The organism is Roseomonas chloroacetimidivorans (assembly GCF_049629625.1).
Taxonomy (GTDB): Bacteria; Pseudomonadota; Alphaproteobacteria; order Acetobacterales; family Acetobacteraceae; genus Roseomonas; species Roseomonas chloroacetimidivorans.
Window position 1 is genome coordinate 200,585 of the sequence record NZ_JBNBZS010000001.1, and the last position, 14,129, is coordinate 214,713.

Consider the following 14,129-nt stretch of genomic DNA (forward strand, 5'->3'; position numbering starts at 1 on the left):
CGGGGTTTGCGGCTCCCAACCGGCCCGGTCAAGCGCGCTCAGCGCTGCTCTGCCTCGCGCTCCGTCAGCAGCCCACGCAGCGCTCCGGGCGCGAGGATAGAGAGGGGATTGAGCTGGAATTCGGGATCGTCCAGCTTTCCCGTGAGCCGGAAATTGGCGGCGAAAAGCCCGCCATTGCGCTCCGCCGTGAAGAGACGCCCGATGCCCGGCAACCTCCCCAGCGCGCTGTTCACGGCATAGGAAGGGACGATGGTCCCCCGCAGGTCGAAACGCTCGGCCTGACGCAGGATACGTCCGGCCGCCGTGATACCCAGCGAGGCCGAAACCGCCCGCGCCTCCGTCAGCGTCAGCGCCTCCGGCGTCAGGGTGAAGGGCGCGTTCAACACGGTGAAGCGCAGCCCGGGCCCACGCACCGCCTCTGGGATGCCGTAGACGGACAGCGCCTGCAGCACCTTCCCGATCGAGGGTGCCTCCCGCACCCCGAAGTCCCGCAGCTCCGCCACCCCGGTCAGCGGCGAGCCCGGTGCATTGCCGGACCAGGTGCCGGCGACATGCAGGGCCCCTTCATCCACCGCGTCAAACAGGCCAAGGCTTCGCAGAAGCGTGCCGAAACCGTCCACCCGCGCCTCCATGGCCCGCCCGGCGCCACGCGGCACCACAACCGCCCTGAAGCCTCCGCCCCGCACCCCGCGGCCGGAGGCGTCCAGCTCCCGCAACACCCCCGCCGCGTCAACGAAGGCGCGGGCCTGGACCGGAGCCAGCTCCCGCCCCTCGCCCAGCAAGACGCGGTCGAAGCCGGCATCCAGGCGCAGCGGCTCGGATTCGCCGGACCTGGCCTCGCGGCCGCTTCCCTGCGCCGATCCGACCCCGAACTCCCGAAGCAGCCCCCGCGCATCCAACAGGCTGCCGCGCGCCTGCACCTGCCAGGCACCGTCCGGTCCTTCTGGCGAGGACACCCGCCCCGTGAAGCGGCTAGCGCCGATCCGGGCCTCCAGAACCTCCGCCCCGGAAAAGGCATTGTCGCGCCGGAAGGTCACCCCGCCCCGCACCGAAAGCTCGGGGCCCTCCACCCGCACCGCTTCCAAGGCGGTGATATCCTCGCCCCGCAGGCGGATAGTCGCCGCAGCGGTGGCCGGCGCCCCGGCCGGCTTCACATAGCCCAGGGACTTAAGGACGAGCCGCGCCTCGCGCAGATCCGCCTGCGTTCCGACCCTCGACTCACCCGAGCGCCGCCGCTCCGCTTGCACCACCACGCCGAAGGCACCGCCGACTTCAAGATAGGGCGACGGGTCCAGCCTGAGCCCGCGCAGCGCCCCCGCCTCCGCGCGCCCTTCCACCCGCGCACGCTCCGTCACCTGGTCCGGCGGGCCCGGACGGAAATCCATCTCCACCCGCGCCCGGGCCGGTACCGAGGCGATCCGCGCATTGCCCTCGATCCGCATTCCCGCCGTGTCCAGCGAGACATTCAGCTGCGCCTGATCGACCGGCAGCCCGGCCACCACATTGGCCGCCCGCCCATTGGACACCTTTCCTTCCACCCCCAGGCGAAGCTGCTCGATGGGCAGGTCACTGATCAGCGGCAGGCCAATCGAAAGCCGCGCATCCACACTGCCCCCGAACTGTACGATCTCCAGCGGCCGCTTCTCGAACAGATGCAGCCGCGGGTGCTTCACGATCGTCACCACATCCGCCAGCGGCCCGGTGATCCGGGCGTCGATCTCGGCCTTTTCCGCATCCGGCTTCGGCACGCCCAGGTCATAAAGCCGGATCCGGGCCTCCGGCACCGTCAGCGCCGTTCCCGCCTCGCGCTCGGCACGGGCCTGGATGACGATGTCCTTCATGGAGAAGGTCAAGGTCCCCTCCGCGCCCTCCAGCGGCGGAATCGGCCGCAGCCAGTGCACCGTCAGCGCCTCGGCCCGCAGCGTGCCCCCCGCATTCGTCACCCGCGGCGCGGCGGAGAAATCGGCGGGTCCCTCGCCCTCGACGAACCAGCGCCCGTCCCGCGCCACCCCCGTGGTCAGGTTCTCCGCGATCCAGTGCCGCGCGCCCTCCGCCACGCCCGGCGGCCAGTACAGGGAAAGGTCCGGCACCGCGATCGCGTTGATCCCGACTTCCCCCCGCCCGCGCCATCGGTCGCCCTGGCGGTCCGCCCGGGCCGTGGCGCTGATGCGCGGCGCGGGAGCGCCCGGCCTGCCGGGTGGCAGGGAGAGTTCCAACCGTTGCAGCTCGAAGCGCCGCCCGTCACCCGCGAGGACGATCTGCGCCCCCTCGAAAGGCACACGCTGCTCCCCTGCCGCGATCCGCCCGGGCGCCGCTCGCAGCTCCGCTCGCCCCGTAAAGTTATCCTCGCCGAAGTCGTAGCGCGCGCTGAACTGCGCCCCGATCCGGGAGTCCAGCACCCCGAGCGGTTGCAGCCATGGCAAAGCCGTGGCCAGGGCCGGCGGGCTGACATCGTCCATCGCCAGCGACAGCTCCGCCACGGGCCGCTCCCCAGCCGCCTGGCCGGTAATCCGCACCGGGATCTCCTGCCCGGCCAGGCGCAGCGCCCCGGACCCGTTCACATCCGTGGCCCAATCCGCCCTGCGCGTGACGGAAATGGCCACGCGATGCAGCGCCCAGGCCAGTTGCAGTGGCTCATCGCGCACCTGCACCATCCCGCCCTCGACCCGCACCTCCCGCAACGCCGCCAGATGGGAATCCGCCGCCGGTGCCCGGAGCAGCGCCTCCAGTGCCCGCGTTCCCGCCTCCGCCTCGCCTATTCCGGGCGGCAGGCTTTCCGTGGCTTCTGGCCCCGCCGGCGGCGTCCAGGCTCCGGAGGAAATGCCGAGATCGAGCGACAACTCCCCCTGCATGTCCCGCCGCAGCAGCGCAATCGGATCGCGCAACACCACCTGGATCGGCGCCACCACCCCGCGCAGCAGATGCGGCATGGAGAAGGACGCCTCCACCGCGGTCAGGGAGGCCCGCGTCGTCCCTGCCCCATCCGTTGCACGCAAGCCTTCCAGCCGCAGGAAAACCGGCTGCGGCACCCCTTCCTTCCAACCATCCCAGGCCACCCAGGCGCGGCCAAAATCAATCCGCAGCCCGGGCGCCAGACCTGCCAGCGCCTTGGCCAGGGCCTCGTTTACGGCCGGGACCGAAGGGATGGGCATGGGCCCCTGCGCCAGCCGCCAGCCCAGCGCCGAAAGCCCCAGCCCCGCCGCCAGGACAAGCAGCATCGCCAGTCGCAGGAGAAAGGACGTCCCCTGAATAATGAGACGTCCCACTTGACCGGGAACCCGCCTCACGCCTTGCCTTCCTCCGCATGTCCGACGCAGACCCCACACGCCGCCGCCCGCCGCCCGCCTTCGACGAGGGTGCGGCCGGCCGCCTGACAGAGGATTTCGCCGCCAAGGGCACCGCCGAAGCCGCCTACGCGGCCTCTACGGCGGGCGCTGCCCTGCTGGCCGCCCTGGGCGGCCATTCGCCTTTCCTGGCCGACCTCGCCTTGCGCGAGCCGACCACCCTGCTGCGCCTCGCGGAGCGCGGGGCGGATGCGGCCCTGGCCGCGGCGCTGGACCCGCTGGGCCGCGCCGATCCCGGCGCCACCGCCGCCCAGCTCGGCGCCGCGCTGCGCCAGGCCAAGCGTCAGGCCGCCCTGATCGTCGCCGCCGCCGACCTGACCGGCGAATGGGCGCTGGACCAGGTAACGGGCGCCCTTTCCACCCTGGCGGAAATCTGCATCGACCTCGCCTGCACCCATCTCCTGCGCGAGGCCGCCGCACGCGGGGAAATCGCCCTGCCAAACAGCGCCAAGCGCGACCCGAAGGCCGCGAGCAAGGGCTCCGGCCTGGTTGTGCTCGGCATGGGCAAGCTCGGCGGGCGCGAGCTCAATTATTCCTCGGACGTCGATCTGATGGTCCTCTTCGATCCCGAGGCTGCGACCCATCCGGACAGGGCGCAATCCACCTTTGTCCGGCTGGCCCGAGACCTCGTGCGGCTGCTCGAAGAACGCACGGCGGAGGGTTACGTCTTCAGAACCGATCTCCGCCTCCGCCCCGATCCGGCGGCCACCCCGCTCGCCGTCTCCATCCCCGCGGCCATCTCCTATTACGAGAGCTTCGGCCAGAACTGGGAGCGTGCAGCCATGCTGAAGGCGCGCCCGGTGGCGGGCGATCGGAGTCTGGGCGAGCATCTGCTGGCGGAAATACGCCCCTTCGTCTGGCGGCGGCACCTGGATTTCGCGATGATGGCGGATATTCACTCCATCAAGCGCCAGATCCACGCCGTTCACGGAACCAAGCGCGGCGCAGGTGCCGAGATCGCGGTGGCCGGGCATGACGTGAAGCTCGGCCGCGGCGGCATCCGGGAAATCGAGTTCACCGCCCAGGTCGCCCAGCTCATCTGGGGCGGCCGCGACCCCGGCCTGCGTGACCCCACCACGCTCGGCGCCCTGGCCGCCCTTGCCTCCGCCGGCCGCATGGACCGGCGCGCGGCGGCGGAGTTGGCCGATGCCTATGTCTTCCTGCGCGACGTGGAGCACCGGCTTCAGATGGTCGCGGATCGCCAGACCCACCGCCTGCCGGAGGACCCGGACGGCCTGGCCCGCATCGCCTCCTTCATGGGCTTCCCGGACACGGAGTCCTTCTCCAGCACCCTCACCGCGCATCTCCGCCGCGTCGCCAGCCAGTATTCCCGCCAGTTCGAGACGGCGCCGTCCCTCAGCCTGGCCGGCCATGAGGGCTTCGAGGGCGGCAACCTCGTCTTCACCGGCCCCGAGAACGACCCGGCCACGCTCGATACCCTGAAGGGCATGGGTTACGGCAACCCCGCCGGGGTCTCCGCCATGGTCCGCGCCTGGCACCATGGCCACCGCCGCGCCACCCGCACCGAGCGCGCGCGGGAGCTGCTGACGGCCCTGATGCCCGCGCTGCTCACCGCCTTCGCCCGGCAGCGGGAACCCGACGCCGCCCTGGCGCGCTTCGATTCGCTGCTGGGGCGGCTTCCGGCGGGGGTGCAGGTGCTCAGCCTCTTCCACCGCAACCCCGCCCTGCTGGATCGCGTGGCCGGCGTGCTCGGCGCCGCCCCGGCCCTGGCCGACCACTTGGCCCGCGACCCCTCCGCCCTGGAAGGCCTTTTGGCCGGCGGCCACGGCCAGGCCGCCGCCTCCCTCCCCGCCCTGGTCAACGCCGCCCGCCACTACGAGGAGGCACTGGAATCCGCCCGGCGCCTGATCACCGAGGGCAAGTTCGAGGTGGACGTTGCGGCGCTGGAGGGAAAGCTGGACGTGGATGCAGCCGGCATTGCGCGCAGCGAGCTGGCCGATACCGCCATCTGTACCCTTCTCCCCCAGGTCACGAAGGATTTCGCTACCCGCCACGGCAAGGTGCCCGGCGGCTCCATGGCCGTGGTCGCCATGGGCAAGCTCGGCGGGCGGGAGATGCTGCCCGGCTCCGATCTCGACCTCGTCCTGATCTACGACCATGCGGAAGACGCGGTCGAGAGCGACGGCCCCAAGCCTCTTCCCGTTCCCACCTATTTCGCCCGCCTCGCCACGCAGTTCGTGGCCGCCATCACCGCGCCGGGCGCGGAGGGCAAGCCCTATGAGGTGGATATGCGGCTCCGCCCCTCCGGCAACAAAGGCCCCGTCGCCGCCAGCATCGCCGCCTTCGAACGCTATCATGGGCCCAAGACGGGCGACGGCGGCCAGGCCTGGACCTGGGAGCGCATGGCCCTCACCCGCGCCCGTCCCGTTGCCGGCCCGGCCGCGCTCCGCAAGCGAATCACCGCCTGCTGCCACCAGGCCCTGGCCCTCCATGCCGGCCCCGAGGCCATCACTGACGCCATCGCGATGCGTGTTCGCATGCTGCGCGACCTGCGCCCCGACGGCCCCTGGGACGTGAAGGCCATCCCCGGCGGGCTGGTGGAGGTGGAATTCATCGCCCAGGCCCTGCAATGCGCCCATGCCGCGGCGCATCCGAAGATCATCGCCCCCACCACCCGCGACGCCCTGGCCAATCTCGCCCGCGCCGGGCTGCTGCCGCGGGAGGAAGCCGCCTTCCTCATCCGCGCCGAACGCTTCTGGCGCGCGATGCAATCCCTGTTGCGCCTGACCGTCGGCAGGGTCCGTACGGAGGAACTTCCCCCTGCCTCCGCCGAGGCGCTGCTCCACGGCATCGCCCCCATCTGCGTGGAGCCGCCCGTTGACCTCCCCGCGCTGCGCGCGCAGATGCGCGACATCGCGGCCGGGGTGCGCGAATCCTTCGAGCGCCATCTCGGGCCGCTGCCGGCAAAGGGGGCCGCATGATCGCTGTGGGGGACAAGGCGCCGGAATTCGACCTGCCGGCCGCGGGCGGCGGCCGCGTCAGCGCCGCTCTGCTCCGTGGGAAGCGCTACGCCCTCTACTTCTACCCGAAGGCCGACACTTCCGGCTGCACCGTGCAGGCCCAGGGCGTGCAGGACAATCTGGAGGCGCTACGGAAGGCCGGCATCACCGTCATCGGCGTCTCGCCGGATCCGGTGAAGAAACTGGACGCCTTCGCAAAGAAGTACGGCCTGACCTTTCCCCTCGCCTCCGACGCCGACCAGTCCCTTGCCCAGGCCTATGACACCTGGGTCGAGAAATCGATGTATGGCCGCAAATACATGGGCATGGAGCGCAGTACCTTCCTTATCGGCGCCGACGGCACGGTGCAGGCGATCTGGCGCAAGGTGAAGCCGGCCGAGCATGCCGCGCTGCTGCTCGGCGCCGTCTGACCCCCACTGGCCGGAGCCGCTCGGCAGGCCGGGGCTGTCCGTGATGGATTCCCGGCTTCTACCCGGCTAGACCAGGCGGAAACAGGTGGAGCGAAGCATCGTGCAAGGCCGGTCACTCGCCCTCCTTTTGACCCTCGCGGTCGCCTGCGCCGCCCTGGCTATGGGGCTCCGCCAGTCCTTTGGCCTCTATCTCGCGCCCATGACCACGGCCCTCGGCTGGTCGACCAGCGGCTTCGCCCTGGCCATCGCCATCCAGGTGCTGATGAACGGCTTCAGCCAGCCCATCGTCGGGCAGTTGGCCGACCGCTTCGGTGGCCGCGTCGTCGTGATGGGTGGCGCGCTGCTCTATGCCATAGGCATCGCCGGCATGGCGCTCGCGCCGGATCTCAGCATCTTTACGATCTTCGCGGGTTTCCTCATGGGCGTGGCCGTTTCCGCCGCCGGCATGCCCGTGATCGTCGCCTCCCTCACCCGCCAGCTTCCGGAATCCATGCGGGGCCGCGCCGCGGCCCTCGGCACCGCCGGCTCCTCGCTTGGCCAGTTCCTCGTCGTGCCGCTTTCCGGTGCCGCGCTCTCGGCCCTGGGCTGGCAGGTTGCGCTGCTGGCCATGGCCGCCGCCGCGCTGCTCATGGTGCCGCTCGCCCTGCCGCTCGCCGGCCGCCCCGCGCCGAAAGCCGCCGCCGGGGGGCCTGACGAACCCGCTGGCGTCGCCCTCGCCCGCGCCTTCCGCTCCCGCCGCTTCTGGTGCCTGTTCTTCGGCTTCTTCGTCTGCGGGCTGCACGTCTCCTTCCTGGCCGTGCACATGCCGGGCTTCGTCGCCCTCTGCCACCTGCCCGTCCATGTCGGCGCCTGGTCCATCTCGCTGATCGGGCTGTTCAACGTCATCGGCTCCCTTGGCGCGGGGGAGCTGACGCAGCGCTGGAAACGGCGGGAACTGCTGGTGGCCATCTATGCCCTGCGCGCCCTAGTCATGGCCGTGTTCTTCCTCGCCGCCGAACCGACCACCACCTCCGTCCTCGTTTTCTCGGCGCTGATGGGCGTCCTCTGGCTCTCCACCGTGCCGCCCACCGTGGCGCTCTGTGCCCGGAACTTCGGCACGCGCTGGCTCGCCACCATCTTCGGTCTGGTCTTCCTCGGCCATCAGGTCGGCGGCTTTCTCGGCGCCTGGCTGCCCGGCCTCATTTTCGACCGCACCGGCAATTACGACGCGATGTGGATCATCTCCATCGCCGCCGGGATCTTCGCCGCCCTGATCCACCTGCCCGTCCGGGAGCCGGTGCCGACCGCCGCACAGCCCGCCGCCGCCAAACCGGCGTGAAACGATCCCTCTCCGGGGTGGACAGGCGGCCCGTCCTCCCCTTTCCTGCCGGCATTTCCGGGGCGGGGCTGGCGGGCGGCAGCGTCCGGCGGCACCAACCCATTTGATAACAACCGGCCGAAGCATCCAGGCGCCGCGGGCGGCCTCCGGATGAACGGCCCGAAGGGGTGTGGCATGCGGCGACGCTGGGCGAAATGGATCCTGTTGGCAGCACTGGCCGCCCCCTTGGCGGCGGCGGATGCGCAGCAGCAGCCTCAGGGCGCGCCTCATGCCTGGCTCTACGGCGCCTGGACCGGTGGCATCTTCCCGGCGACGGAAACCGAAGGGGCGGCCTGCTTCGCCCAGCCGACCGTCATCTTCACGCGCGACGTCATCATGCGCGTTTCCTTGCTGGAGGTGCCCTACCGCCAGCGCCTGCTCGAAACCGTCTCCGGTGGTCCGGACAGCGTGGAGTTCCGCCTCGCCCCGGCCAGCTCCTCCATCACGCCGCTGGGCGGCCGCCTGCCGCCCGACAGCGCCTTCGGTTGCCCCAACCCTAACAACCTGCGGGTGGAGCGGCGCGGCCCCAACGAGATCGTCTTCCCGGACTGCGCCGAATTCCCCAGCCCGCTGAAGCGCTGCACCACGGGGCACTGAGAGGCCGTGCCGCCGGATGACGCGCCCCCCATCCGGCTGACCGCCCACCGGCTCGGCGGGCCCGCGCCCATTCTCCGCCCCGCCTCCGGCCGGCGGGACTGGATGGACGCCAGCCCGCAGGGCTTCGCCAACCGCTGCCTGCCGCTGACCATCGCCAATGCCCATGGCTGGGAGGTGGTCGGCGAAGGAGGCTTCGAGGCGTGGTGGAACGGGGGCGACGCGCCGGCCGACATCGCCATCCGCACAGAGCGCCCGGGCAACCCCACCCCCGTCAGCCATTTCGGCGCGGGGGTGCTGACCTTCCATATCGACCTGCTCTTCCGCACCGATCCCGGTATCAGCCTCTGGGTCTCCGGCCCGCCCAACATGGCCAAGGACGGGATCGCGCCACTGACCGGCATCGTGGAGACCGACTGGTCCCCGGCCACCTTCACCATGAACTGGCGCTTCACCCGCCCGCGCCACCCCGTGCGCTTCGCCCCGGGCGAGCCTGTCTGCTTCCTCTTTCCCATCCCGCGCGACCTGATCGACCGCGTGCGCCCGGCCATCCGCCCCATCGCCGAGGCCCCCGCCCTGGAAGCCGCCCACCGCGCCTGGAGCAAGTCCCGCAGCGCCTTCAATGCCGGGCTGAAGGAGCCGGGCAGCGAGGCCCGCGCCCGGGGCTGGCAGCGTGGCTACCACCGCGGCCGGATCGAGGGCACCAGCGCCGAGGACCACGTCACGCGCGTGCGTCCCAGGCCCTTCGAGGAGGGCTGAAATGGCGGCGCCACACGGCCCGGCGGGAAGCGCCGGAACACCCGCCTTCATCTTCGACCTGCCGGATCCTCCCATCCTCGGCGCGGCCTTCGCCGCGGCCTTCCTGGCCGGGCTGGCCCGCGGCTTCTCGGGCTTCGGCGCCGCGTTGATCTTCATCCCCCTCGCCAGCGCCACGCTCGGCCCCAGGCTGGCGGCGCCGCTGCTGATGGTGGTGGACAACCTGACCACCTTCCCGCTGATCCCCGCCGCCTGGCGCGGGGCCGACCGCATCCAGGTGGCCTCCCTCGCTGCCGGCGCCCTGTTCGGCGCCCCGATCGGGACATGGCTCCTGCTCCACCTGGACCCGGCGGCGCTACGCTGGGGCATGTGCGGCCTGGCCATCGCCATGCTGGCCCTGCTCGCCTCCGGGTGGCGCTACCACGGCCGGCCGGCCCTGCCGCTCTCCCTGGCCGTGGGCGCCAGTTCGGGCCTCTTCTCCGGGGTGGCCCAGATGGGCGGGCCGCCGGTCGTCGCCTACTGGCTGGGCGGTGCCATCCCCGTCACGCGCGTGCGGGCGAATATCGTCCTGTTCTTCGCGGCCAGCGGAGTGATCAGCGCCGTGACCTATCTGCTTGGCGGACTGCTGACCCTCTCCACCCTGGTGCTGGCCCTGGTGATCGCGCCGGCCTATGGTGTGGGGCTGTGGTGCGGCGCCCGCCTCTTCGGCCGGGCCAGCGACATCGTCTTCCGCCGCGCCTGTTTCGCGCTGATCGCGCTCGCCGCCCTGCTCGGCCTCCCCGTCTGGGATCAGTAGGGACGCAACCGAATGGCGGCGCCACGCCCTTCGGCGTGTCGCCGCCAGCTCCGGCCATATCGGCATCGCTGTAACGGCCCGGCATCAGGCCGTCGACTTCGTCCGTCAAATAACCGGCGATGCTTCCGGACGGGGCTCCGCCACCCAATCCCCAATGGCCCCCAGCAGCAGCGCATCGCTTCCCGGGCCCGCATTCGGCGTCGTCAACAGCGTATCGCCGCAGAAGATCGAGTTCGCGCCCGCCACGAAGCACAGGATCTGCGCCTCCCGCGAAAGGTCCGACCGCCCGGCCGAAAGCCGCACCACGGACTGCGGCATCACCAGCCGCGCGGTCGCCACCATCCGCACCACCTCCAGCGCATCGACGGGCGGCTGATCCGCCAGAGGCGTGCCCGGCACGGGAACCAGCGCATTGATCGGCACGCTCTCCGGATGCGGTGCGAAGCCGGCCAGCACGCGCAGCATCGCCGCGCGGTCCCGCCTGCTCTCCCCCAGGCCGAGAATGCCGCCACAGCACATCTCGATCCCGGCCTCCCGCACCGCCGCGAGAGTGTCGAGCCGCTCCTGATAGCTCCGGGTCGTGACGATCTGCCCGTAATGCTCCGGCCCGGTATCGAGGTTGTGGTTATAGGCCGTGAGCCCCGCTTCCTTCAGCCGCTCCGCCTGATGCGGCTGCAGCATGCCCAGGGTAACGCAGGCTTCCATGCCGAGGCCGCGCACGCCCCGTACCATCTCCAGCACGGCGTCGAACTCACGGCCATCGCGGACCTGCCGCCAGGCCGCGCCCATGCAGAAGCGCTCGGCGCCGGCGGCCTTCGCTGCCGCGGCGATCGCGATGACGCGCTCCGGCTCCATCAGCCGCTCGCGCGGCAGGTCCACTCCCCGGTGATGGGCGGACTGGGCGCAGTAGCCGCAATCCTCCGGGCAACCACCGGTCTTGATGCTCAGCAGGCTCGCTTTCTGCACCTTGTTCGGGTCGTGGTGACACCGGTGCACGGCATTGGCGCGGCCGACAAGTTCAAGAAGCGGCAGATCATGAAGCGCGAGGATTTCCTCGTCCGTCCAGTCATGACGGATCGTGCCATCGATCTCCGTCATGCGCGTGGCTCCCGCGTCTCGCGAAGGCGCGCCGGAAGCAGCGCAGCCCCGGCCGCCACCATCCCGATCTTCACGAGGTCCCCCGCCAGAAAGGGCAGGACACCCATCGCCACCAACCGGTCTGCCGGCACGAAGAGGGCCAGCCAGGCAAGACCCAGCCCGTAGATTGGCACCAGCCCGGCCAGCATGGCCCCGAGTTGCCCGACCATTCGCCGCCCGGCCGCGAGCCGCCCGACCAGCGGGATGGCAAGCAGATAACCCAGCAGATAGCCGCCCGTCGGGCCAGCCAGATAGGCGAGGCCGATCCCGCGCTCGGGCGCTCCCGAGAACACGGGCAGCCCGGCAGCGCCTGCTGCTAGATAGGCCAGCATGATGGAACCAGCAGTCCGCGGCCCCAGCAGGACGGCGAAACCCATCACCGCCAGGGTGTGGAGCGTCATCGGCACGGGCCAGAAGGGAATCTGCACCTTGGCGCAGAGGGTCATGACAAGAACCCCGGCGATCAGCGCCAGTCCGTGGCGGATGATCGATGAGGAAGGGGTGGCAATCAGCCGTGCGACGGCACCGGACATCAGCCCGATCTCCCGCTTCAAAATTATAGATAAAGACGATTCTCTATCTATGATCAGAAGCCACAGCTTCGGCCCGCAGGCAACGGGCTTCTACTCCTCCCCGGCAGACGAGACTTTCTCGGGCGCTCAGGCCCGGCGAGTGCCGATCTCGGCAGGCTGCCGCCCGATCCACTGGACATGCCGCGCCAGGCGCCCAGCCGCCTCATCGACCTGCCCGCGCCGAAGCAGATCCAGGATCGCGCGATGATCGTGATCCGTGTGCGCCTCCCATTCACGGCGCCAGGTCGCAAAGAGATAACGCGCGCTCGCGGCCTGCAGGTCCTCAATGGCCGCCAGTAGCCGCGGCATGCCGCAGGGCGTAAGAATCAGGCGATGGAAGGCCCGGTTCGCCTCCTCCCAGGCCCGTACGCTGCGCGAATTCTCACTTCGGCGCGTCGCCTCTTCCGCCGCGTCGAGAATGGCCGCTGTCAGATGCGGCGCCGCATGGCGCAGGGCGAGGCTTTCCAGCGCGGCCCGCATCTCCGCCACCTCGCGCACCTCGCCCAGGGCAAAGCCGGCCACCCGGACACCCCGCCGGGGCTCGGCGAGCGCGAGCCCCTGCGCCTCCAACTGCCGGAACGCCTCGCGAACCGGCACATGACTCGCCCCGAACTCCTCTGCGATCGCGTTCTGGCGCAGCCGCGAACCCGCCACGAGTTCCCCTGAAACGACGCGATCGGCAAGAACGCGGCAAATCCACGCCGCTTTGGTCTCATGAGGGCGCATGGGAGGAATCGGCATGGATTTATAGATAATCCGGCAGCCGTCTGCCGCAAAGCCGTCGTCTGAGAATGGGCCTTTGGCGCCCGTCACTCCCTCAGGCCGGCAGCGTCACCACCGCCTCCAGCCCGCCTTCCGGCCTGTTTCGCAGCACCACGTCACCACCATGTGCCCGGAGGATGTTGCGTGCGATCGGCAGGCCCAGCCCCACCCCACCGGTCTCCCGGTTCCGGCTCACCTCCAGCCGGCGGAAAGGCTGGAACACGGCCTCCTGGCTCTCCTCCGGGATGCCCGGCCCGTCATCCTTCACCAGGAACTGGATCTGCCCGGCCTGGGGTGGAAAGAGCCTCACCCGTGCCGAACCGCCATAATTCGCGGCATTGGTCACGAGGTTTGCCAATGCCCGCTTCAGCGCGATCGGCCGCCCGCGCACCGTCAGCCGCTCCGGTCCCTCATAGGTGAAGTCGTCAGGCGAGGCATCGGGCCGCGCATCCGCCGCCTCGTCCAGCACGGTCCGGCACAGCGCCGCCAGATCCAGCGGCACGGAAGGCTCGGCCGCCGCGTCGTCCCGCGCGAAGGCGAGGGTGGCGTTCACCATCGCCTCCATCTCCTCCAGGTCGGACAGCATCTTCGCCCGCTGCTCCTCGTCATCCATGAACTCGGCGCGCAGCTTCAACCGGGTGATGGGCGTCCGCAGGTCATGGCCGATCGCCGCCAGCATCTGCGTCCGGTCGCCGACGAAGCGGCGGATGCGCTCGGCCATGGTGTTGAAGGCATGGGCGGCCGTGGCGACCTCCGCCGGCCCGTCCTCCGGCATGGGCGGCGCATTCACGTCGCGCCCCAGCGCATTGGCAGCCCGCGCCAGGTCCCGCACCGGCCGCGTCAGCCGCCGCGTCGCCCAGACGATGAGCAGCGCCGCCATCACCGTCATCAGCAGGAAGGCGATCAGGAAGGTCTCGGAATGCCAGGGCCGTGGCGGCGGGAGGTGGATGTTGAGGTTCAGCCAATGCGTCCCCTCCGGCAGCCGCATCGAGACATAGAGCGTACCGAACCGCATCCCCGCCTGGATCTCGCGCGGCCGCAGCCGTGGTGGCCCGCCCAGCAGGATCTCCGGCCGGATCATCCGTAGCACCGGTGGTGGTGCCGGCAGCATCCCCACCCGCACCACCGGCTGCTCGTCCACCGAGGCCTCCAGCCCCTGCGGCAGGTCCAGCTCCGACAGGATCGAGGCACGCCGGTCCGGCATGGTGAGGATCATTGCGCGCCACATGGCGAAGATGCGGGCCGACATCTCCCGCTCCGTGGCCGCGCGCTGCAGGTCCACGCGGTCCAGCGCGTGAATGGTGAGCCCCGCCGCCTGCACCACCATCAGCGCGAGAAGCAGGAAGAGCGCGGTGCGCGCGGCCAAGGTGCGTGGCAACACACGCCGCAGCAACGCCTTCACGAAGAAATCTTCATCAGG

At 70.8% G+C, this 14,129-nt stretch carries 11 protein-coding genes; 6 read left to right on the top strand and 5 right to left on the bottom strand.

Features of this window, described 5'->3' with window-relative positions; genetic code table 11:
• Positions 1 to 38: 38 nt before the first annotated feature.
• Entirely contained in the window at positions 39 to 3,218 is a 3,180-nt protein-coding gene (locus ACO1BU_RS00945; protein ID WP_424134016.1) for a YhdP family protein, read from the bottom strand.
• 86 nt (positions 3,219 to 3,304) lie between these two features.
• On the opposite strand from ACO1BU_RS00945, the gene ACO1BU_RS00950 reads away from it, so the two are divergent.
• From ACO1BU_RS00950 to ACO1BU_RS00975, 6 genes are all read left to right on the top strand, one after another.
• A complete protein-coding gene (locus tag ACO1BU_RS00950) occupies positions 3,305 to 6,286 on the top strand; it encodes a bifunctional [glutamine synthetase] adenylyltransferase/[glutamine synthetase]-adenylyl-L-tyrosine phosphorylase (RefSeq protein ID WP_424134017.1) in 2,982 nt (993 codons plus the stop codon).
• Positions 6,283 to 6,735, top strand: coding sequence for a thioredoxin-dependent thiol peroxidase (bcp, locus tag ACO1BU_RS00955; protein ID WP_424134018.1), 453 nt, complete (start codon positions 6,283 to 6,285; stop codon positions 6,733 to 6,735). Before ACO1BU_RS00950 ends, bcp begins: the two co-directional genes overlap by 4 nt.
• Before the next feature lie 85 nt (positions 6,736 to 6,820).
• The gene (locus ACO1BU_RS00960; RefSeq protein WP_424134019.1) at positions 6,821 to 8,053 is read left to right on the top strand and encodes an MFS transporter; all 1,233 of its coding nucleotides are present in this window, start codon (positions 6,821 to 6,823) and stop codon (positions 8,051 to 8,053) included.
• 174 nt (positions 8,054 to 8,227) lie between these two features.
• Complete coding sequence (locus ACO1BU_RS00965; protein WP_424134020.1) at positions 8,228 to 8,689, top strand: hypothetical protein; 462 nt, start codon at positions 8,228 to 8,230, stop codon at positions 8,687 to 8,689.
• Positions 8,690 to 8,695: 6 nt separating this feature from the next.
• The gene (locus ACO1BU_RS00970) at positions 8,696 to 9,445 is read left to right on the top strand and encodes a DUF6065 family protein (RefSeq protein WP_424134021.1); all 750 of its coding nucleotides are present in this window, start codon (positions 8,696 to 8,698) and stop codon (positions 9,443 to 9,445) included.
• Between the two features lies 1 nt (position 9,446).
• Positions 9,447 to 10,238 (top strand): sulfite exporter TauE/SafE family protein, encoded by a 792-nt coding sequence (locus ACO1BU_RS00975; protein ID WP_424134022.1) that lies wholly within the window; start codon positions 9,447 to 9,449, stop codon positions 10,236 to 10,238.
• A gap of 105 nt (positions 10,239 to 10,343) precedes the next feature.
• Here ACO1BU_RS00975 and bioB read toward each other — a convergent pair whose 3' ends face one another.
• From bioB to ACO1BU_RS00995, 4 genes are all read right to left on the bottom strand, one after another.
• Complete coding sequence (gene bioB, locus ACO1BU_RS00980; RefSeq protein WP_424134023.1) at positions 10,344 to 11,336, bottom strand: biotin synthase BioB; 993 nt, start codon at positions 11,334 to 11,336, stop codon at positions 10,344 to 10,346.
• Positions 11,333 to 11,908: a biotin transporter BioY gene (locus ACO1BU_RS00985; RefSeq protein ID WP_424134024.1), complete on the bottom strand. Its 576-nt coding sequence runs from the start codon at positions 11,906 to 11,908 to the stop codon at positions 11,333 to 11,335. The genes bioB and ACO1BU_RS00985 overlap by 4 nt, the downstream gene beginning before the upstream one ends.
• A 126-nt stretch (positions 11,909 to 12,034) precedes the next feature.
• Positions 12,035 to 12,688, bottom strand: coding sequence for a GntR family transcriptional regulator (locus tag ACO1BU_RS00990; RefSeq protein WP_424134025.1), 654 nt, complete (start codon positions 12,686 to 12,688; stop codon positions 12,035 to 12,037).
• Positions 12,689 to 12,764: 76 nt separating this feature from the next.
• Positions 12,765 to 14,036, bottom strand: a complete 1,272-nt coding sequence (locus ACO1BU_RS00995) for an ATP-binding protein (RefSeq protein WP_481133206.1) — start codon at positions 14,034 to 14,036, stop codon at positions 12,765 to 12,767.
• Positions 14,037 to 14,129: the final 93 nt, after the last annotated feature.

What these genes read in the sequence shown, in the direction of transcription:
- ACO1BU_RS00945 (WP_424134016.1), bottom strand. Translation starts at nt 3,218, where the DNA reads ATGCTGCTTGTCCTGGCGGCGGGGCTGGGGCTTTCGGCGCTGGGCTGG.
- ACO1BU_RS00950 (WP_424134017.1), top strand. Translation starts at nt 3,305, where the DNA reads ATGTCCGACGCAGACCCCACACGCCGCCGCCCGCCGCCCGCCTTCGAC.
- bcp (WP_424134018.1), top strand. Translation starts at nt 6,283, where the DNA reads ATGATCGCTGTGGGGGACAAGGCGCCGGAATTCGACCTGCCGGCCGCG.
- ACO1BU_RS00965 (WP_424134020.1), top strand. Translation starts at nt 8,228, where the DNA reads ATGCGGCGACGCTGGGCGAAATGGATCCTGTTGGCAGCACTGGCCGCC.
- ACO1BU_RS00975 (WP_424134022.1), top strand. Translation starts at nt 9,447, where the DNA reads ATGGCGGCGCCACACGGCCCGGCGGGAAGCGCCGGAACACCCGCCTTC.
- bioB (WP_424134023.1), bottom strand. Translation starts at nt 11,336, where the DNA reads ATGACGGAGATCGATGGCACGATCCGTCATGACTGGACGGACGAGGAA.
- ACO1BU_RS00985 (WP_424134024.1), bottom strand. Translation starts at nt 11,908, where the DNA reads ATGTCCGGTGCCGTCGCACGGCTGATTGCCACCCCTTCCTCATCGATC.
- ACO1BU_RS00990 (WP_424134025.1), bottom strand. Translation starts at nt 12,688, where the DNA reads ATGCCGATTCCTCCCATGCGCCCTCATGAGACCAAAGCGGCGTGGATT.
- ACO1BU_RS00995 (WP_481133206.1), bottom strand. Translation starts at nt 14,036, where the DNA reads ATGGTGGTGCAGGCGGCGGGGCTCACCATTCACGCGCTGGACCGCGTG.